The organism is Uliginosibacterium sp. H1 (assembly GCF_036017065.1).
In the GTDB taxonomy this organism is placed as follows: domain Bacteria; phylum Pseudomonadota; class Gammaproteobacteria; order Burkholderiales; family Rhodocyclaceae; genus Uliginosibacterium.
The window spans coordinates 1,112,037-1,130,791 of record NZ_JAYXHR010000001.1; the positions used below are offsets into that span (position 1 = coordinate 1,112,037).

17 protein-coding genes are annotated in these 18,755 nt (G+C 66.9%); 5 read left to right on the forward strand and 12 right to left on the reverse strand.

What is annotated here, in order from left to right:
* Positions 1-201: 201 nt before the first annotated feature.
* Together VVD47_RS05105 and VVD47_RS05110 are read right to left on the reverse strand one after the other, a co-directional pair.
* The gene (locus VVD47_RS05105; RefSeq protein WP_327602315.1) at positions 202-1,704 is read right to left on the reverse strand and encodes a hypothetical protein; all 1,503 of its coding nucleotides are present in this window, start codon (positions 1,702-1,704) and stop codon (positions 202-204) included.
* 70 nt (positions 1,705-1,774) lie between these two features.
* Positions 1,775-2,920: a metallophosphoesterase gene (locus VVD47_RS05110; protein WP_327602316.1), complete on the reverse strand. Its 1,146-nt coding sequence runs from the start codon at positions 2,918-2,920 to the stop codon at positions 1,775-1,777.
* A gap of 219 nt (positions 2,921-3,139) precedes the next feature.
* Here VVD47_RS05110 and VVD47_RS05115 point away from each other — a divergent pair, with 219 nt between their 5' ends.
* Complete coding sequence (locus VVD47_RS05115; protein WP_327602317.1) at positions 3,140-3,688, forward strand: M48 metallopeptidase family protein; 549 nt, start codon at positions 3,140-3,142, stop codon at positions 3,686-3,688.
* On the opposite strand, the gene VVD47_RS05120 is transcribed toward VVD47_RS05115, so the two are convergent.
* Positions 3,672-4,121 (reverse strand): hypothetical protein, encoded by a 450-nt coding sequence (locus tag VVD47_RS05120; protein ID WP_327602318.1) that lies wholly within the window; start codon positions 4,119-4,121, stop codon positions 3,672-3,674. The two genes, VVD47_RS05115 and VVD47_RS05120, sit on opposite strands and share 17 nt — an antisense overlap.
* 396 nt (positions 4,122-4,517) lie before the next feature.
* Between VVD47_RS05120 and VVD47_RS05125 the strand changes: the two genes are divergently transcribed.
* Entirely contained in the window at positions 4,518-5,750 is a 1,233-nt protein-coding gene (locus tag VVD47_RS05125) for a phosphoglycerate kinase (RefSeq protein WP_327602319.1), read from the forward strand.
* A 119-nt stretch (positions 5,751-5,869) separates the two neighbouring features.
* Here the strand turns inward: VVD47_RS05125 and VVD47_RS05130 are convergent, their stop codons facing one another.
* Positions 5,870-6,433: a putative metalloprotease CJM1_0395 family protein gene (locus VVD47_RS05130; RefSeq protein WP_327602320.1), complete on the reverse strand. Its 564-nt coding sequence runs from the start codon at positions 6,431-6,433 to the stop codon at positions 5,870-5,872.
* Between the two features lie 336 nt (positions 6,434-6,769).
* Here VVD47_RS05130 and VVD47_RS05135 point away from each other — a divergent pair, with 336 nt between their 5' ends.
* Positions 6,770-7,723 carry a DUF808 domain-containing protein gene (locus tag VVD47_RS05135; protein WP_327602321.1) on the forward strand — a complete coding sequence of 318 codons (954 nt, stop codon included), beginning with the start codon at positions 6,770-6,772 and terminating at the stop codon, positions 7,721-7,723.
* A 25-nt stretch (positions 7,724-7,748) separates the two neighbouring features.
* Here the strand turns inward: VVD47_RS05135 and VVD47_RS05140 are convergent, their stop codons facing one another.
* On the reverse strand, positions 7,749-8,396 hold the full coding sequence (locus VVD47_RS05140) for a type 1 glutamine amidotransferase domain-containing protein (protein ID WP_327602322.1): 648 nt from the start codon (positions 8,394-8,396) through the stop codon (positions 7,749-7,751).
* Positions 8,397-8,663: 267 nt separating this feature from the next.
* On the opposite strand from VVD47_RS05140, the gene VVD47_RS05145 reads away from it, so the two are divergent.
* Positions 8,664-8,999 carry a thioredoxin family protein gene (locus tag VVD47_RS05145; RefSeq protein ID WP_327602323.1) on the forward strand — a complete coding sequence of 112 codons (336 nt, stop codon included), beginning with the start codon at positions 8,664-8,666 and terminating at the stop codon, positions 8,997-8,999.
* A gap of 57 nt (positions 9,000-9,056) precedes the next feature.
* Here the strand turns inward: VVD47_RS05145 and VVD47_RS05150 are convergent, their stop codons facing one another.
* From VVD47_RS05150 to VVD47_RS05170, 5 genes are all read right to left on the reverse strand, one after another.
* Positions 9,057-9,476 carry a polyhydroxyalkanoate granule-associated phasin gene (locus VVD47_RS05150; protein ID WP_327602324.1) on the reverse strand — a complete coding sequence of 140 codons (420 nt, stop codon included), beginning with the start codon at positions 9,474-9,476 and terminating at the stop codon, positions 9,057-9,059.
* 90 nt (positions 9,477-9,566) lie between these two features.
* Positions 9,567-11,327: a sensor domain-containing diguanylate cyclase gene (locus tag VVD47_RS05155; protein ID WP_327602325.1), complete on the reverse strand. Its 1,761-nt coding sequence runs from the start codon at positions 11,325-11,327 to the stop codon at positions 9,567-9,569.
* A 2-nt stretch (positions 11,328-11,329) separates the two neighbouring features.
* The gene (gene alaS, locus VVD47_RS05160) at positions 11,330-13,981 is read right to left on the reverse strand and encodes an alanine--tRNA ligase (RefSeq protein WP_327602326.1); all 2,652 of its coding nucleotides are present in this window, start codon (positions 13,979-13,981) and stop codon (positions 11,330-11,332) included.
* A 131-nt stretch (positions 13,982-14,112) separates the two neighbouring features.
* The gene (gene ugpQ / locus VVD47_RS05165; RefSeq protein WP_327602327.1) at positions 14,113-14,856 is read right to left on the reverse strand and encodes a glycerophosphodiester phosphodiesterase; all 744 of its coding nucleotides are present in this window, start codon (positions 14,854-14,856) and stop codon (positions 14,113-14,115) included.
* A complete protein-coding gene (locus tag VVD47_RS05170; RefSeq protein ID WP_327602328.1) occupies positions 14,853-16,127 on the reverse strand; it encodes an extracellular solute-binding protein in 1,275 nt (424 codons plus the stop codon). The genes ugpQ and VVD47_RS05170 overlap by 4 nt, the downstream gene beginning before the upstream one ends.
* A 487-nt stretch (positions 16,128-16,614) precedes the next feature.
* Between VVD47_RS05170 and VVD47_RS05175 the strand changes: the two genes are divergently transcribed.
* Complete coding sequence (locus VVD47_RS05175) at positions 16,615-17,214, forward strand: hypothetical protein (protein WP_327602329.1); 600 nt, start codon at positions 16,615-16,617, stop codon at positions 17,212-17,214.
* A gap of 31 nt (positions 17,215-17,245) precedes the next feature.
* On the opposite strand, the gene VVD47_RS05180 is transcribed toward VVD47_RS05175, so the two are convergent.
* Both VVD47_RS05180 and flgJ read right to left on the reverse strand, forming a co-directional pair.
* The gene (locus VVD47_RS05180) at positions 17,246-17,512 is read right to left on the reverse strand and encodes a hypothetical protein (RefSeq protein WP_327602330.1); all 267 of its coding nucleotides are present in this window, start codon (positions 17,510-17,512) and stop codon (positions 17,246-17,248) included.
* A 258-nt stretch (positions 17,513-17,770) separates the two neighbouring features.
* Entirely contained in the window at positions 17,771-18,754 is a 984-nt protein-coding gene (gene flgJ, locus VVD47_RS05185) for a flagellar assembly peptidoglycan hydrolase FlgJ (protein ID WP_327602331.1), read from the reverse strand.
* Between the last annotated feature and the right edge of the window lies 1 nt (position 18,755).

Below are 18,755 nucleotides of genomic sequence, written 5' to 3' on the forward strand. Positions count from 1 at the left end.
AGTCACGTAGTCTGATATTTGCATCTTGCCGAGAAGCACCTTGTCGCCTAGTGGCGACAATCTGCAGGGCAGAACATTGCAGGCGTCCATGCCGCATCGTTGTCAGCCTTATCTGACGCCACTTGGCGACACTTGACCCTGATGTCGCATATCAGCGACAGCGACTGACGCTCCCGGGCACTTTCCCGGATCGGCGCCCCTTCAGGCGACCGCCGCCTCGCCCAGGAGGCGGCGGTAGGCGCTGGCGCGCTCGCGCTTGCCATGACGCTCGCTCATCTCCAGCGCCATGCTGGCGGCTTCGGCGGCCCGCATCACGTCGCGGGTCATCACCAGCTCCAGGTACTGCAGAGCCTCGACGTCGTCATGTTCGAGGAGGGTCTGCGCCAGCATCCAGGCCGTCTCCGCCGTGCCTTGCGGATGTTCGGCAGCGCGCCGCAGGAGCGGCAGTGCCCGGACCCGATCACCCGTGGTCAGCAGCGCACCGGCATAGCGACCCAGCGTTTCGACGGAAGCATCATTCAGGTCGGGCTCGCCGAAGTTGGCCAGCCACAAACGTGCGCTCTGCACGTCTTCATGGCGTTTGCGCCAGACCGGGCCGATCTGCTCCAGCCACGCCTCGTCCAGCGCCTGGATGACCGGTTTGAGCTGTGCGCCCAGCATCTGCTCGGCCGCCGTGTGCTCCGGCATGCCGACGAAGCTGGCCTCCTGCCCCACGGCGGCCAGGCGCTCCGATAGCGGTGGCGACGGCGCCTCCGGTGGCAGCTTGCGGGTCTGTTCGTCCTTCAGGGTGCGGCGCAGCGCAATGCTGCGGTCCGCCTGGCGGAAGGCAGCAGCCATGTGGCGATGCGGCAGCTTCTGCGGCGTCGCGTCCTCGTCGGCGTGGCGCATCAACTCCGGCCAGAAGAACTCGTCCATCCAGCGCGCCAGCACGGCGGTGCGCAGCATGACCTGCCCGGTGCGGTCCGGCCCGGCGATGGCGGCGACATCAGCGTCGGTCTTCAGCGTGAGTTCCCTGGCGAGGCCCAGCGTGTAGGCCTGCACGTAGAGCCAGCGGCGCCGGAAATAGCCGGTCACCAGCCGGCTGAAGAATCCCGGCTCGTCCGGCAGCGCCGCCACGTAGCGCGGCCAGAAGACCCGCGACCGCATGAACCACGCCGCCACGGCGCCCTGGCGCCTGCCGAAGCGGGCGTATTCCAGCGCGATACCGGCGGTGGCCTGCTTGGGCGACAACCCCTGCAACCACGGCAGGCCGATCACCAGCACATGGCGGGAAGGACCGAAGAGGCCCCAGCGCGGATAAGCCAGGATGCTGACCGCGCACTGCTCGTCGATGACGATCTCGTCGATGCGCGGCGCCTGCAGCTTCGCAGCCAGCTTGTCGAGGGTCCTGCGCAGCTTGCCGTCGCCTTCCTCGGTCTCATCCAGCGGATAGCCACCCGGCAGCGGAAGTTCCACCCACAGCGCGGCGCTCACCAGGATCGCCATGAACAGGCCGGCCAGGACCAGCAGCTTGCCGGTCAAGCCGTCGCTGGCGGTGGCGAAGCCGACCAGCAGCAGCACTACACAAGTCAGGTACAGGCCCGCGACATAGCCCGGCAGGCTGGCCGCCACCCACAACGCGCGTCGGCGGTAGGCCGCCGGCGCGTCGTGCGCGTCGAGGCTCAGCCGGGCGATGAGCTTGCGGTACGGGGCCAGCGAGGACATGGAGGCGCGGAATTGTGAAAAAACGATTCGCAATGATCCCGCGCAGCAGCTTGTCAGGCAATTCCGCCCATCAGGTGCTTCCCGGCGCCGATACCAGCCGCAGGCAGGTGATCTCCGACGGTGCGCCGAAACGCTTGGGCGGCCCCCAGTAGCCGGTACCGCGACTGACATACACCCACAGGCGCTGCAGCCGGTGCAGGCCGGCCGTGAAAGGCTGCTGCAAGGGCACGAAGTGGTTCCACGGCCAGAACTGGCCACCGTGGGTATGGCCGGACAGTTGCAGGTCGAAACCGGCCTGCTCTGCCGCGGGTGCGCTGCGGGGCTGATGGGCCAGCAGCACGCGCGGTGCGCCGGCCGGTGCACCGTGAGCGGCGCGCAACGGGTCGCTACGCTGGGCCGGGTCGAAATGATGGGCGCCGTAGTCGGTGACACCGGCCACCACCAGCTGCGCACCGTCGTGGGACAGCACTACGTGCTCGTTCATCAGCACGTGCAGCCCGAGGCGGCGCAACTCGGCCACCCAGCTTTCGGCGCCAGCGTAATACTCATGGTTGCCGGTCACGAAGTAGCTGCCGTGGCGGGCCTGCAGACGGCCCAGGTGGGCGGTGTGCACCGACAGCTCGGCGACGCTGCCATCCACCAGGTCGCCGGTCACGGCGACGAGATCCGGCTGCAGGCGGTTGACGCGGTCGACGATGCGCGCGAGGTAGTCGCCCTTGATCGTCGGCCCGACATGGATGTCGCTGATCTGCGCGATCCGGAAACCCTGCAGGGCAACCGGCAGCCCTGCCAGTGGCACGTCCACCTCCACCAGCCGAGCCAGTCGCCGCGCGTTGATGAAACCGGCCAGGCTGACCAGCAGCGCCAGCACCACCACCGCCACGGCGCTCCAGGCACCCAGTGCGACACTCGACTCACCCAGCCAGCGCGCCACCAGCAGCAACAGGTCGCGCAGCACCGTGGCGACCAGCAGCGATGAGAACAGGCCCATGCAGAGCATGCCCGCCCACGCCAGGCGGTCGGCCAGCGGCGGTTTCCACAGGAAGCGCGCGAGCAGCCCGGCCGGCACCAGCAGCCATGACGACAGCAGCCACACAGCACCGAGCCAGACAGCCCAGCCGGGAACCGGCAGGGCCGGCAATACGCGCAGGCCGATATAGGCATGCAGGAGGCCGAACAGCACGGCCACGGTAAGCAGGAAGCGACGGGAGGGCATCAGGAGGGGACCGCGGAAGACCGGCAAGACGCCGACCGCATGAAGGAAAAAAGACTAAGGGAAGGATATGGGGAAGACAGGGGAAGATAGGGCTGCCCGCGGGCAGCTTCAATGCGGGCGCCGGTAAAGTAGCGTGAAGTAGTGTTGCTGCGCCGGCCCGCGTTTGGCCGGCAGTGCCACGTCGACGCGGCGCTCCGTACAGTCCGTAAAATCCTCGGCATGTCCCGCCCCCGCCGCACCCAGTACCTCACCGGTTATCCGCCGGCCCTTGTCGCCGAGGTCCAGCACCTGATCGACGAGAACCGCCTTGGCCCCGCCCTGCGCCGGCGCTATCCGGCGCTGCACACGGTACGCAGCGACCGGGCGCTGTACGACTACGTGGGCACGCTGAAAACCGAGTACCTGCGCAGCACGCCGCCGCTGTCGCACGTCAGCTATGACAACAGCCTGCACGTGATCCGCAATGCGCTGGGCCTGCACACCAGCATCGCGCGGGTGCAGGGCAACAAGCTGAAGGCAAAGCGCGAGATCCGCATCGCCACCCTGTTCCGCGAAGCGCCGGAAGCCTTCCTGCGGATGATCGTGGTGCACGAACTGGCGCACCTGCGCGTCAGCGAACACGACCGCGCCTTCTACCAGCTGTGCTGCCACATGGAGCCGGATTACCACCAGCTGGAGTTCGACCTGCGCGCCTGGCTGACCCTGCGCGAAGCGGGCGGCGTATCGCCCTGGGCGGACGGAGAAACCCCGCTCAGTCCAGGTACCTGAGCACGGTGTACTTGATGCTGACCGGCTCCGACACCGGGAAGCCGAACCCGAAGCCGACCCCCATGCCGCCGGTACCACCGCCGATCACCACGCCGCTGGAAGGCCCGCTGTAGCGCCCGGCCACCACGGTCTCGATGAGGGCATCGGCACTCACCTCGCGGGCCTTCCTCAGCACGGCCGACGCAATGCTCTGGTGGCGGTCGTCGACGCCGACCGATGTGTTGTCCTCGATGTAGCCGAGGATCGAATACTTGCGCGGCGGATCGCCGTTGAACCACACGTCGATGCCTTCCACCACGAAGCGGCTGCCGCCCTTGCCCTGATAGACGTTCTCGCGGCTTTCATGCGGGTAGAAGGACGCCGTGCCGCAAGCCGCCAGCAGGAAGGCGCAACACAGGGCAACCAGCGGGGAGCGCAGACGAAGCGTCATCATGATTTCCATGGTTGAACGACACAGGATCAGGCGGTGCCACGGGGCGGCCTTCAGTCTGGCATCGGCGAGCCAGAGTGGCCAACGTGTCCAGATGGCCGGGACCGATGGAGCCGCTATCAGGAGCTTGGAGCCATGCGACGGCCGATTCGTTCAGCCCCGGCCCGGCACGCTGCAACCGCCAAGGCCGGCCCTGCCAGCGGAAGGCCAGAGGAAGGCGTGCGTCCGGCTCCCGGCGCATCGCGAAAGCCGGCACCCGATCGCCCGTCCTGATACGGAACAGGAAAACCGCAGATCAGGCGCCCCCGCCGTTGCAGCGCAGGCAACAGGCGCCTAACATCTCGCCCCGATGGGCCTTCGCCCGCCTCCTCCCGTACACCCCCTGGATACCCGAAAACAATGAGCAAACTCTTCATCGAAGACCTGCCGCTCGCAGGCAAGCGCGCCCTGATCCGCGTGGACTTCAACGTGCCGGTCAAAAGCGGCGTGGTCGAGAGCGACAAGCGCATCCGCGCTGCCCTGCCCACCATCCAGTACGCGCTGGACAAGGGTGCCTCCGTGGTGCTCATGTCCCACCTCGGTCGTCCCAATGGCCAGAAGGTCGCCAAGTACAGCCTGGCGCCGGTCGCCAAGCGCCTGGAGGAGTTGCTGGGCAAGCCGGTGCAGTTCATCGACGGCACCGTGGGCGCTGAAATCGAAGCCGCCGTCGGCAAGCTGAAGGCCGGTGAGGTCGCGCTGCTGGAGAACGTGCGCTTCTACATCGAGGAAGAAGGCAAGGTGAAGGATGACGCCGGCAACAGCGTCAAGGCCGATCCGGCCAAGGTCGCCGAATTCCGCGCCGGCCTGTCCCGCCTGGGTGACGTGTTCATCAACGATGCCTTCGGCACCGCGCACCGCGCGCACTCCTCCATGGTCGGCGTCGACCTGCCGCGCGCTTCCGGCTACCTGCTGAAGAAGGAACTGGATTTCCTGGGTGAAGCGGTGAACAAGCCGGTGCGTCCGCTGGTGGCGATCATCGGCGGCTCCAAGATCAGCGGCAAAATCGACGTCATCGAGGCCCTGCTGCCCAAGGTCGACAAGCTGCTCATCGGTGGCGGAATGGCCTTCACCTTCTTCGCCGCCAAGGGCCTGGAAGTCGGCAAGTCGCTGTGCGAACGCGACAAGATCGAACTGGCCAAGGCGCTGATCGCCAAGGCTGGCGACAAGCTGGAGCTGCCCATCGACACCATGGTGACCAAGAAGCTGGACTTCGACGCCCGCACCCTCGACGGCCTGGTCGAAGTCGACTCCACCGCCATCCCGGCTGACCAGGAAGGCGTGGACATCGGCAGCAAGACGGCGGCCCGCTATGCCGACATCGTTCGCGGTGCCAAGACGGTGCTGTGGAACGGCCCGATGGGCGTGTTCGAGATCGACGCCTCGGCCAAGGGCACCTACGCCGTCGCCCACGCGCTGGTGGACGCGACCGCCAAGGGTGCGGTCACCATCGTCGGTGGTGGTGACTCCGTCGCCGCCGTCGAGAAGGCCGGCCTGGAAGACAAGGTGTCGCACGTTTCCACCGGTGGCGGCGCATCGCTGGAATTCCTGGAAGGCAAGGCCCTGCCCGGCGTGGACGCACTGAGCGACAAGTAAGCCGGCACTCCAGCCCGCATTCCAGCCAGCACGGCTGGCCAAGCAAGAAAAAGCCCCGCACAAGCGGGGCTTCTTTCGTGCCTGATGATGCGAGCACGTCTGCGGCGACAGTCCGCCCTTCACGCAAAGGCCGACATCAGCGACCGCGTCACCTCCGTCACATCCTGGACCGCCTGGTAGGCGGCCACGGCGTCGACGTTTTCCCGCACGGAGGGCGAGTTGTCCTCCACGGCCGCGACCTGCGCGGACGCCGCTCGTGCCTCGGTGGATTCGCCTTGCGAGGCTTCGGTCGCGCGTGCCATCTCCAGGCGCGCGTCCATCTCCATGCGGCTGGCCATCGCGGCGACAGCCAAGTCCTGCGCCGAGGGGTCGGCAGGCGCCAGGGCGGCCGTGCGGATCTGCTGTGCCTTGGCCAGCGTCGCCTCGGGTGTCGCCTCCAGCGAGGTGTCGATGGATACCTCGCCACCCACGGCGTACAGGCGGCCATCCGGGCCGCGCTCGTACGAGAACCCGGCCGCGCCCAGCGCAATGCCGCCCGCTGCAGCCAGATGCGCCTGCTCATGTCGACGCACTGCTGCATCGGTCTGCCGCAATTCGCGTAGTGCGGCGTCCGCCTCCTGGCTCTCCGTCGCCTGCGCACCGCCCTGCTGGCGCGCACGGACGCCGCTGTCTGCAGCCGGCAACGCGCCGGATGCTGGGACGGAAGGCAAGGTGGGAGACAGCCCGGCAACAGCCATGCTTCAGGTCCTCCGATGGTGGCAGGCACGATTGGAGTATAGGCAGCGAGATGGCACCTCTTGGGGCAACCACGTTGGGCAACCAACTTGGGGCAGGCAACCATGGGCAGCCACCGTACGCGCCAGCCTCCTCGTGAGCACCAATCAGCCCGCCCGCTTCACAGCCCTCCGGGCATCTCCCGCCTGACAGGCTTTGCTGCCACACTCGCGGCGCGGCGGCCACACGCAGCCGCACCCCACCAGAACAGATCGCGACAACCAGCGCACAGGGAGCATTCGCACATGGCCGGCAGCAGCCTTCTCACCCTCCTCGACGACATCGCCACCATCCTCGACGACGTTTCCGTCATGAGCAAGGTGGCCGCCAAGAAGACCGCCGGCGTGCTCGGCGACGACCTCGCCCTCAATGCGCAGCAGGTCACCGGGGTGAAGGCGGATCGCGAATTGCCGGTGGTGTGGGCGGTGGCGGTCGGCTCGCTGAAGAACAAGCTCATCCTCGTCCCGGCAGCCCTGCTGATCAGCGCATTCGCCCCGTGGGCGGTAACGCCGCTGCTGATGCTGGGCGGCGCTTTCCTCTGTTACGAAGGCTTCGAGAAACTCGCCCACAAGTTCCTGCACACCCCTGCCGAAGACGCGGCGGACCACGCCGCCCAGTTGCTCGCCCTGCAGAACCCCGCCGTCGACATGCGCGCGCTGGAGAAGGACAAGATCAAGGGGGCCGTCCGCACCGATTTCATCCTGTCCGCCGAGATCATCGTGATCACCCTCGGCACCGTGGCCGATGCGCCCTTCGGCACCCGCGTCGCGGTGCTGGCGACCATCGGCGTGCTGATGACCGTCGGCGTCTATGGCCTGGTCGCCGCCATCGTCAAACTGGACGACGCCGGCCTGTACCTCAGCCAGCGCAGCGGGTCATCCGCCGCGCCCTTGCGCGCCCTCGGCCACGGCCTGCTGCGCCTCGCACCGTGGCTGATGAAGAGCCTGTCGGTGCTCGGCACGGCCGCGATGTTCCTGGTCGGCGGCAGCATCCTGCTGCATGGCATCCCGGCGGCCCACGGCATCGTCCATCACTTCGTCGAAGCCCTGGCGGCCACGCCTGCCATCGGCTCGGTGCTGGGCGTCATCGCGCCGGTGCTGGCGGACGGCCTGACCGGCGTCCTGGCAGGTGCGCTCTGCCTGGCAGGCGTCATGCTCGCGACGCGCCTTGCCGGCCGCGGCAAGGCGGCGGCGCACTGAGCGCAGGATTGAACGGCTCCGGCGCTCAGCCGCTGTGCTGCGCGCCCGGGGCTTCCTGCACGTTGTTCACGCGTTCACTGACGCTGTGCTTTTCCACCGGCGCCGGCTTCGTGCTTCGCCCGCCAAGGCTTTCCAGCAAGGCCTGATCGAAGGCTGGAATGTCGTCCGGCTTGCGGCTCGTCACCAGCTTGCCGTCGACCACGACGGATTCGTCCGTCCATTGCGCGCCGGCATTGCGCAAATCCTGTTGCAGGCTGAGCCAACTGGTCACGCGCTTGCCTGCCACGACCCCCGCATCGATCAGCGGCCACGGCCCATGGCAGATCGCGGCGATGGTCTTGTCCTGCTCGGCAAAGTCCCGGATGAACGACAGCGCATCGGGCTCCAGCCGCAACTGATCCGGGTTCGCCACGCCGCCCGGCAGCACCAGCGCATCGAAATCGGCCGCGCTGGCGTCACCGAGATTTTTCTCCACGCGGAAGCGGTCCGCCGGCTTCAGGTGGCGGAAGCCCTGCACCTCTTCACCTGCCGGCTTGGGTGACACCAGCGTCACCTTGGCACCGTGGCGTTCCAGGAATTCACGTGGCCCGGTGTATTCCACCTGCTCCACGCCGTCGGTCATCAGGACGGCCACGCGCTTGCCTGTCAGGCCTGAAGTCTGAAGCTGTTTCATGTTCGATCTCCTCTCGTCCGGGGTGCGTTATCCCTTGTTGGTGCACATCACGAGAAGATCGTTCGCAGGCCCGGCATGCGGCGATCTGAAGCCTGCACGGCGAGCCATCATCCGTCCTGATGGAGGATGCCTGCATCGGTATTGAACCGCTTGCGACGCGCGCAGCCAAACAGTCAGCGCGGTTGCAAAACCGCGACGCGGCCACCAGATGGATTCCCGGAGTTGCCGACAGAAAAGTTGCCAGGAGTAATGAGAGGAGAGCCCGACATGACCATGCAACACAGCTACGCCGCAGCGGAACTCACGCGCGCAGAACTGGATGCCCTGCCCGGCCCGACCGTGGTGGAATTCGGCGCGCCTTGGTGCGGCCATTGCCGCGCGGCCCAGGCGCCGCTGGAGATCGCCCTCGCCCAGTTCCCCGATGTGCGTCACATCAAGATCGAAGACGGCAAGGGGCGCAAGCTGGGCCGGTCATTCGCCGTGAAGCTATGGCCCACCCTGGTCTTCATCAATGCGGGGGCGGAGGAAGCGCGGCTGGTGCGGCCCACCGATGCCGCGACGATCCGGCAGGCACTGGAGCGGCTGAAGCACGCTACGGTCTGAGTGCCTGCGGCGGAAGCTGCCCAGGGAGTTACCTCGGTAGCTGCCCAAGGAAGCGACCTAAGGAAGCTTGACGCGCCCCAGTCGCCGGGCGTTTGCCACGGCACGCTTGTGGACAGGCGCCATGCCTTTGCCGGCGATACCCGCGGCGAGTCCCGGCAGCTGCCGCCACAGCGTCCGCTGCAGCGCGCCGGACCCCGCAAGTCCGGCCCATGGCATCCACATGCTGCGCATCACGGTGAGCAGCAATGACTGCTGCGCCCGCCACGACGCCCACCACATCGCGTACCAGCTCTCGTGAAAGGCCGCGAGTTTCTCGGCGCCCATGAGCGTGAACTCGCGCCGGTCGCGCGCGTTGGGATTGGCGCCCGCCTGCGCCATGCGCGCCAGCCGGTGCATCACGACCTGCGGCGCCGCGAGGGAAAGCTCGGCGGCCTTGAGCGTCAGGGCGTACTGACGGGCGTTGCGACGTGAAGGCATGGGAGGGCACAGGCTGACGCGACGGCTTGCCGCAGGGTCAGTATAGGCTTCATGGCAGATCCTGCACCCTTGAAGAGTGCATGGCAGGTGTCAGGGCACTGCGTCTGCTTCGAGGCTGTTCACCTGGTTGCGGCCCAGCGCCTTGGCGCGATACAGCGCGCGGTCGGCCCGGCGCAACATGCTGTCCAGGGTGTCGCGGAAATTCAGCTCGGTGACGCCGGCGCTGGCGCTCACCGTGCCGACCTCGATGAAGGCGTGGCGGGCCACGCGGTCGCGCAGGTTCTCGGCCAGCTTGTGGGCTTCGTCCAGGCTGGTCGACGGGGCCAGCACGACGAACTCCTCCCCGCCCCAGCGCGCCAGTACGTCGGAGTCGCGCAGGCGCTCGCCGAGCAACTGCACGAACTCCTTCAACACGATGTCGCCGGCGGCATGGCCGTAGTCATCGTTGATGTGCTTGAAGTGATCGATGTCGAAGATGATCAGCGCCAGCGGCAGGTTGTAGCGCCGCGCACGCCCCATCTCGCGGGCGGCAACAGCCTCGAAGTGGCGGCGGTTGAATGCCTGGGTCAGGCGATCGACGAGGGCCAGCTGCTCCAGCTCGGCGTTCACCTCGCGCAGCTTGCGTGAAGCCTCCTCGGCATCGGCACGGGCGGCGCGCAGCGCATCCTCCATGCTGCGACGCTCGTCGATGTCGTGCAGCGCGGTAAGGATCGCCGGGCTGCCTTCGTAGTCCAGCGCCACGGCCGACAGCTGGAACCAGCGCGGCTCGCGGCTGCCGGGCGGATGCAGGCGGAGATCGTGATTCTCGACGAAGCCGCTGCGCACGATCTCGTCCAGCACTCGGGTCCGCTCCTGCTGGTCGACGTAGAAATCCGGTGCCCGCTGACCGACGAGGCTGATCTCCATGCCCGACATCATCAGGCGCGCCCTGCGGTTGTGGAACAGGATGCGGCCGTCATCCGCGCGGGTCAGGAAGATCGCCGTCGGGGCGATTTCGACCAGCTGCTCCAGCTTCTGCAGATGGATCCGCGAACTGCGCGCCTCGCTGCGCATGCGCGTGACGTCGGTGAGGATGGACAGCACGAAGCCGTGCTCACCCAGCGTGAGCTTGCGTGCAGAGAGGTTGGCCCACAGCTCGCCACCGTCGGCACTGCGCAAGGGCACGAGCCGGTCATGCACCTCGCCGATGCGGCGCAGGGCACTCTCGACATCCTGACGGTCCTCGGCATTCGCGTAGAAATCCTGCGCATGCACGTCGCGCGGATTACCATCCGCCGCGATGCCCAGTTGCTGCTGGGCACGCGAATTCAGCCGCACGATGCTGCCGTCCTGCGTGGAGCTCAACACTAGGCCGGCAGGTGCATGTTCGAACAGGGCCGCGCAACGCTGCTCGGTCTGCGCCAGGCTGTCGCGCGTCTGCTGCAGCAAGGTTTCATCCGCCAGCAGCCACAGCAGGCCACCCTCTTCCAGGCGACTCTGGTGCACCCGCATCCGCACACCGCCAAGCGTCAGCGAATAGTCGCAGCCGACAGCGGATTTCAGGGCGGCCATCGCCGCCGGCAGGGCCTTGTCATCCAGCAGGCCCTGCGCGGACAGGCCGCGCAACAGCTCCACCATCGGCATGTGCCGCAACAGCCCGGACAGGCTGCCGCAGCGTCGTGCGAAATCGGCATTCCAGGCGGAAATCCGGAAGCCGGCATCCGTCATCACCGCGGCGTGCGGCACGCCGGCGAGGACGCGGGCTGCCTCGTCGCGACCGGCCAGCGCGCTCAGCCAGGCGCCGAGACGTGCGAAGGGCGCACGCACCAGCGTGCGCAACCCCGCCCGCAGACGACGCTGGCCATCCTGCATGGTCAGGCCCCGACCTTGCCGCCGACCCAGCCTGCCACGGAGGTGAGCGCATGCGGCAGCTTATCGGGCTCGGTACCACCCGCCTGTGCCATGTCAGGGCGGCCGCCACCCTTGCCGCCGACCTGCTGCGCAACGAAATTGACCAGCTCGCCCGCCTTCACCTTCGCGGTCAGGTCGGCCGTGACGCCTGCGATCAGCGCGACCTTGCCTTCGCTCACCGAGGCCAGCACCACGGCCGCGCTGCCCAGCTTGTCGCGCAGCTTGTCCATCGCCTCGCGCAGGGCCGGCACGTCGGCGCCGTCCAGCTTCGCGGCCAGCACCTTGATGCCGCCGACATCGACGGCGCTGTTGACCAGCGCATCGCCCTGGCTGCTGGCGAGCTTGCCCTTGATGGCGGCCAGTTCTTTCTCCAGCGCGCGCACCTGGTCCTGCGTCTGCGCGAGCTTGGCCGGCACTTCGTTCACCGGCGCCTTCAGCAACGAGGCCACCGAGTCCAACAGCGCCTCGCGCTGCAGGATGTGATTGATGGCGTTCTCGCCGGTCACCGCTTCGACACGACGGACACCCGCGGCCACGCCGCCCTCCATGACGATCTTGAAGAAGCCGATGTCACCGGTGCGCGACACGTGGGTGCCACCGCACAGCTCGCGCGACGAGCCGATGTCCAGCACGCGCACGCTGTCACCATACTTCTCGCCGAACAGCATCATGGCGCCGGTCTTCTGCGCCTCGTCGATGGCCATCACGCGCGACTGCGTGGCGGCGTTGGTGAGGACTTCGCGATTGACGATCTGCTCGACCTTGAGGATTTCCTCGTCGGTCAGCGGCGCGTTGTGGGCGAAGTCGAAGCGGGTCTTGTCGGCATCCACCAGCGAGCCCTTCTGCTGCACGTGGTTGCCCAGCACCTCTCGCAGCGCCTTGTGCATCAGGTGGGTCGCGGAGTGGTTGCGCGCCGTGGCGGCACGCTGCACGCCGCGCACGCGTGCATCGATGGTGTCGCCGACGCGGATCTCTCCTTCCAGCACGCGACCAAGGTGGCCGAACACGTCCGCCTGGATCTTGAACGTATCGTCGACGGTGAAGCCGGCCTTGCCGTTGATCAGCACGCCGCTGTCGCCGGACTGGCCGCCGGACTCGGCGTAGAAAGGCGTGTTGTCGAGCACGACGACGGCATCGTCGCCCGCGCGGATCACCTCCACCGGGCTGCCGTCGACGTACAGGCCGGTCACCTTGGCGTCTTCCACCATCAGCTTCTCGTAGCCCTGGAAGGTGGTCGCCTCGCCGTTGTAGGCCAGGCCCTGCGCCATCTTGAACTTGCCGGCTGCGCGCGCCTGTTCGCGCTGGCGCGCCATCGCGGCATTGAAGCCTGCTTCGTCGACAGCCAGGCCACGCTCGCGCAGCACGTCGGCCGTGAGGTCGAGGGGGAATCCGTAGGTGTCGTGCAGCTTGAAGGCGGTTTCGCCGTCCAGCACCTTGTCGTCACCCAGCGTAGCAAGTGAGGACTCGAGGATCTCCATGCCGTGGGCGATGGTCTGGAAGAAGCGCTCCTCCTCCTGCTTCAGCACTTCGGTGATGCGACGCTGCTTCGCGATGAGTTCGGGATAGGCCTTGCCCATTTCCTGCGCCAGCGCGTCGACCAGCTTGTAGAAGAACGGCGCACGCGCGCCCAGCTTGTAGCCGTGGCGGATGGCGCGGCGGGCGATGCGACGCAGCACGTAGCCACGCCCTTCGTTCGACGGCACCACGCCATCGGCCACCGTGAAGGAGCAGGCGCGGATGTGGTCGGCGATGGCCTTCAGCGACGGCGAGTCCTTCTCGACATTGCTGCCGCCAGCGGCTTCGACTTCGCGCTTGGCCGCGGCCATCAGGTTCACGAACAGGTCGATGTCATAGTTGGTGGGCACGTTCTGCAGCACGCGTGCCAGACGCTCCAGGCCCATGCCGGTGTCGACCGAGGGCTTGGGCAGCAGGTCCATCACGTAGTTGCCGTTCTCGTCGAGGCGACGATTGAACTGCATGAACACGTTGTTCCAAACCTCGGTGTAGCGGTCGCCGTCTTCTTCCGGGCTGCCCGGGGGGCCGCCGTAGATGCCGGGGCCGAAGTCGTAGAAGATCTCGCTGCACGGGCCGCAGGGGCCGGTGTCGCCCATCATCCAGAAGTTGTCGGAGGCGTAGCGCGCGCCCTTGTTGTCGCCGATGCGCACAACGCGCTCCGCAGGCAGGCCGATCTGCTTGGTCCAGATGTCGTAGGCCTCGTCATCCTCCGCGTACACCGTCGCCCACAGGCGCTCCTTGGGCAGCTTGAACACTTCGGTCAGCAGTTCCCACGCGTAGCGGATGGCGTCCTGCTTGAAGTAGTCCCCGAAGCTGAAGTTGCCCAGCATCTCGAAGAAGGTGTGGTGACGCGCCGTATAGCCTACGTTCTCCAGGTCGTTGTGCTTGCCGCCGGCGCGGATGCATTTCTGCGCGGTGGCCGCACGCGAGTACGGGCGCTTGTCGAAGCCGAGGAAGACGTCCTTGAACTGGTTCATCCCCGCGTTGGTGAACAGCAGGGTCGGGTCATCGCCCGGCACCACCGGACTGGACGGGACGACCTGGTGTCCCTTGGACTCGAAGAAACTGAGGAAGGTGGAGCGGATGTCTGCGGCTTTCATGGTGGCCCGTTGGCGTTTTTCCGCAGGCGGCAAAGCGGCCTGCGTCGGCAAAGCAATCAAACCGCGGATTTTAGCATCGGAGCCCTGCCCGGAGCCCGTCCGGGGCCAGCAAATGCGGGCCCGGACGCAGCTCAGGCGCGGACGATGTCCGGCCGGTCGGTCACCACGGTATCCACGCCCCAGTCCAGCAACTGGCGGGCGCGTTGCGGGTCATTCACGGTGTAGCTGAGCACCCGGTAACCAGTGGCCTTGAGCGTGGTGACGGTCGCCTCGTCCAGCAGGCGCTGGTTGAGGTGCAGGGCGATCACCTCCAGCCGCTCGCAGCGGGCCCGCCAGTCAGCCGGCAACTGTTCCGCCAGCAGCCCCCGCGGCAGGCGCGGCGCGGTGATGCGCGCGGCGTCCAGCGCAACCTCTGAAAAGGACGACAGCAGGGGCAGCACCGCAGCGCCCGACCAACCCAGCTCGGCCATCTGCGCGGCGGCGGCACCGGTTTCCCGCTCATAGCCGGCGACGGGCTTGATCTCCACGTTGGCCGCCAGGTCGAGCAGGCGGCACTGCTCGATGGTCGCGGCGAACAGCGGGATCGCCGTGCCGGCAAAGGCGCGGTGATGGCGCACCCCTGCGTCCAGCAGCGCCAGCTGGGGATCGCTTGCCAGCGACACCGGACCGCTACCGGTGGTGGTGCGCTCCAGGGTTTCGTCGTGCATGAGGATGGGGGTGCCGCTGCCGGACAGCATCACGTCGAATTCGACGCCCCGGCAGCCGGTCATCACGCAGACCTGCAGGCCCGGCAGGGTGTTCTCGGGCGCCAGCGCACCACCACAGCGGTGCGCCATCACCCGCGGCCAGGGCCAGTCGGCGAGTCGCCGCGTCAATGCAGCACTCCGCAGCAGCCGCCCTCGCCGCGCTTGATGCGCATCACCGCCTCGTCGAGCGCCTGCTTCGAAGGCTTCTTGTCGGCGAACACGGACTCCATCTCTTCTCCCAGGATGCGCCGCACGCCGTTGCGGTGCGTGAACGAAGAAGCCGCGGAGGCTGTCGTCACGGGCTTGTTGGTCAGTTGCGACACCGCCATGCGCTGGGCCACCAGATCATCCTTCAGCAGGCGGCTCTCCATCACCAGCAGGCCGGCGCGGTTCAGCGGCAGGTAGCCGGAGCCGACCATCCACTCCACCTGGCTCTCGGGCGTCAGCATGAAGGCGATGAAACGGGCGATGGTGCGGTACTCGGCGGGGGTCTTCCCGGCCGCCACCCACAAGGCCGGACCGTCGGCCAGCGTGTTCTGCGGCGTGCCATAGGTACCGTCGTGGTAGGGGAACGGGGCCACGCCCAGCTCGAACTTCGCCTGCTTCGACAGCGGCAGGAAGGACGACGACGGCGCCACCATGACGGCACATGCGCCATCGGCGAAGTGTTTCTCAGCCTCGCTGCCGCGACCGTGATAGACCATGTAGCGCGCCTTGTACCAGGTGGCCATGAAGGCCACGTGCTTCACCTGCACCAGGCCATTGCCCACGAATTCCTCGGCCTTGCCGGCCTTCACCAGCGGCTGGTTGTGCCAGGCACTGGTGTTCTCGATCAGCGCCGAGACCGGTTGTGACACCGCGAACGGGCATTGCGAACCCGCCTGGTACAGCTTGCCGAGCACGCCCTGCCAGTCCAGCCAGGTCGCGGGCGGAGCATCCGGATTGACACCCACCCTGGTCAGCTCCGCCTTGTTGAAGAACACCACGGGTGTCGCCAGGCCGACCGGCAGGCCGACCAGCCGGCCACGGCTGTCGAGCGCGGACGGCACGAGCATGCGGGGCGGCGTCAGGGTGTCCAGCTTGACCTTGGCGTCCTGCATGAGCTTCCAGATCGGCACCACGCGCTTGGACGAGGCGAGGAACATGTCTTCGTCCAGCTCCGCCACGATACTCATGTGGGGCGGATCGGCATCGCGCCAGTAACGGTCGCTGATGACGATCTTCGGTCCCTTCGGGTTCTGCTCGTTGAAACGATCGGCGAGCTTGCGAAGCGCTTCGCTGCGCTCCTCTCCCAACTGGTGGGCCAGCTCGATGTCGGCCGCCGCCGGCGAAGCAGCCAGCATCATCGAGCCACCAGCGAGCAGGCAAGCCGCCAGACGACAGGCCCCTTTCCAGTACATGCGCATTTTTTCTCCTCCGTGTTGCAGCTCGGCAACACTCTTTTGCAGACAAAATCTGCCGCTCATCGGCACCACATATTACCGACAGGCGGCAGGCAACTCCTCGTCTCAAAGGCTTGACAGCCTTGTCGCGACAGGCCGAGGGAGACACCTGTTCGCACCATTGATTCGATATTTCAATCAATTAGCCGGAACACCGGAGGTGCCCGACAGGTTTTGTGGATCTGATTCTCGCAAACAGGCATGACATGCCGATTTTATTGTTTGTCGTGTGGCGGAAGCGGGATTTGACAGATGCCTTCCAATGGCTCGCAGATTCAGCATCTTGGCGAGGCTTCGTCGTGGCCATCCGGCCACTCGTCCAGCTTCAGGCGTCGCATTTCTTCGGGCATAGTCAAGTTGCATCAGGGACCGCCTCGGGGGAGGCGAACCGGATACGTCCAGGCATGCAGAGGTTTGGCTGCCGGATCCGAATCGGGAGGAAAAGATGGAAATCGCCGCACTCTTCAAGCTGCTGCTTCTGTTCGTACACCTGCTCGCATTTGCCGTCGCGGCCGGGTACATCATGAGAGAGGATGTCCGCTTCCTTCGTTCCGGCGACATTCAGCTGGAAGCCCTGGCGGAGACTGCTTACGTCGCCGTCCGCGCACTGGCCCTGCTGTGGATCACCGGCATCGCGATGATCCTCATCGACACGGCCGGCGACCTGAGTTTGCTGGCGGGCAAACCCAAGCTGCTGGCGAAGCTGACCGTTGTCAGCCTTTTAACGATCAATGGCGTACTGCTTCACCGGCTGGCCTTCCCGACACTGGAAGGCACCGCGGAGCGCCCCCTGTCGGCGGCGATGACCGCCGTCGTGGGTGCAGTCAGCGCAGTGAGCTGGATGTACGCGGCGTTCATGGGGATCGCCAAGCCGCTGGCGCCGGTGCTCGGCTACGGTGGCTTCATCGCGCTGTACATGGTCGTGCTGGCCGTGGGCCTGGGATTTGCCCTGACGGTGCTGCGGCCACGCATCGAACATGTGCTGAGCCAGCAGAAAGGCCGCAATCATGTCGGCCACGCCCCGCAGGCCATGCCGGCAGCCTGAACGGCTCGGCCCTCCGGCTGGAAGAATCAGCTCAGGACAGCAGGAACACCAAGCCGGCGCTGAGCGCACAGGCATTCAGCGCCCACAGCACACGCGACGCCGATCCCCGTTCCCCGGCCCTACGCCGGTCGGACACCCGGATCGGCGTTGTCGCGTCGGCCGCCAGCAGGCCGCAACACACCACGACGGCCGCCACCGCGAGCGGCCAGCTCCGCATCGCATCCGACAACATGCCTTGTGAAGCCAGGGCAGCCACGGCGCAAGGCACGCTGGCCAGCAACAGGGTTGAGCGGTTCATGGCGGGTCTCCGTTCTGTCGAAGCGCGGTCGCCGAGCTGACATTGCCCGGCCGCAATCGAATCCAATCACGGATTCAACGGTTCGATAACGGCAATATTGAACAAAACGCCAAAAACATCATACGGCCGTGTGTCGGCCGCGACGGATGGCGCAGGCCGGGAGGCACTGCGGGCGGCTGAAGTGGATGGCGGCGTTGCCGAGTGGAGGCAGTGCCAGTACCCGCGGGTGCGGGAATTACCAGGACTACTGGACTGGTATTACTGGGAAGAGGCCAGCGCGATCATGCTCTGGCGCAGGGTCGGGCCGTTGATGACGCGGGCCAGTTTTCCGGCGTAGGCCGGGTCGGTGGCGTAGCCACCCTGATGCAGGGCGCGCGAGAAGCTCTGGGCATCCTGCGCCCCCAGCGCCTTCGCATAGCGCGGCGATTCCGACAGCAGCCGCGCGTAGTCGTTGAAAGCCTCCTCGTAGGAGCCATAGGCCCGGAAGCGTTCGACGCGTGTCTGTGCCTTGCCGTCGATGTACTCGACGGTCTTCTTCTCGACGACCTCGCCAGTCCAGCTGCTGCCGGCCTTGACGTTGAAGAGGTTGTGGCTGGGCGAGCCATCCGCCTTGCGGATTTCGTACTTGCCCCAGCCTGTCTCCAGTGCCGCATGCCCCACCAGGAAGTGGGCGGGCACACCCAGCTTGTCGGCGGCTTCGCTGGCATGCGACCACAGGCCATCCACGAAACCGCGCGGACCGGCTGTGCCAACGCCGGCTGGCGACGAAGCCCCGCTGCCGATGTCGGAGCGCGGCCGCAGGACCGGTGTCTGGAACGGCGGCACGCGTGCCTGCACGGCCTCGATGGCGACGGGGTCGCGCGGATTGCGCGGCGCCCTGGCGGCGGGGGCAGCCTGCGCCGCCTGGGCCCCGGACGCTGCCTGGGCCACCTGCGGCGTCAGCCCCTGCGCAGCCAGAAGCTGGCGTTCGAGTGCAGCCGCCAGCCCCACCCCGCCCTGCTTCGCCAGCACGCCGACCAGTTGCTGGTCGTACATGTCGCGATACATCTTCGTGCCTTCGTTGTCGAACAGGCCTCCGTCGCCAGGCGACGCCTCGCGCATGGACTTCATGACCATCTGCAGAAACAGGGCCTCGAACTGCTGCGCGGTGGCCTTGATGGCCTCCGGCGAGTTCTCGCGCGCACCCCGCTTCAGCGCCATCAGCGCATTGGGGTCCAGCGCGTTGTACTGCACGGATGCCACG

Bases quoted from the DNA above. Each gene is read 5' to 3' on its own strand.
- VVD47_RS05170 (WP_327602328.1), bottom strand. From the start codon at position 16,127: ATGTACTGGAAAGGGGCCTGTCGTCTGGCGGCTTGCCTGCTCGCTGGT.
- VVD47_RS05135 (WP_327602321.1), top strand. From the start codon at position 6,770: ATGGCCGGCAGCAGCCTTCTCACCCTCCTCGACGACATCGCCACCATC.
- VVD47_RS05150 (WP_327602324.1), bottom strand. From the start codon at position 9,476: ATGCCTTCACGTCGCAACGCCCGTCAGTACGCCCTGACGCTCAAGGCC.
- alaS (WP_327602326.1), bottom strand. From the start codon at position 13,981: ATGAAAGCCGCAGACATCCGCTCCACCTTCCTCAGTTTCTTCGAGTCC.
- VVD47_RS05105 (WP_327602315.1), bottom strand. From the start codon at position 1,704: ATGTCCTCGCTGGCCCCGTACCGCAAGCTCATCGCCCGGCTGAGCCTC.
- VVD47_RS05180 (WP_327602330.1), bottom strand. From the start codon at position 17,512: ATGAACCGCTCAACCCTGTTGCTGGCCAGCGTGCCTTGCGCCGTGGCT.
- VVD47_RS05155 (WP_327602325.1), bottom strand. From the start codon at position 11,327: ATGCAGGATGGCCAGCGTCGTCTGCGGGCGGGGTTGCGCACGCTGGTG.
- VVD47_RS05140 (WP_327602322.1), bottom strand. From the start codon at position 8,396: ATGAAACAGCTTCAGACTTCAGGCCTGACAGGCAAGCGCGTGGCCGTC.
- VVD47_RS05145 (WP_327602323.1), top strand. From the start codon at position 8,664: ATGACCATGCAACACAGCTACGCCGCAGCGGAACTCACGCGCGCAGAA.
- VVD47_RS05125 (WP_327602319.1), top strand. From the start codon at position 4,518: ATGAGCAAACTCTTCATCGAAGACCTGCCGCTCGCAGGCAAGCGCGCC.
- VVD47_RS05110 (WP_327602316.1), bottom strand. From the start codon at position 2,920: ATGCCCTCCCGTCGCTTCCTGCTTACCGTGGCCGTGCTGTTCGGCCTC.
- VVD47_RS05115 (WP_327602317.1), top strand. From the start codon at position 3,140: ATGTCCCGCCCCCGCCGCACCCAGTACCTCACCGGTTATCCGCCGGCC.
- VVD47_RS05175 (WP_327602329.1), top strand. From the start codon at position 16,615: ATGGAAATCGCCGCACTCTTCAAGCTGCTGCTTCTGTTCGTACACCTG.
- VVD47_RS05120 (WP_327602318.1), bottom strand. From the start codon at position 4,121: ATGATGACGCTTCGTCTGCGCTCCCCGCTGGTTGCCCTGTGTTGCGCC.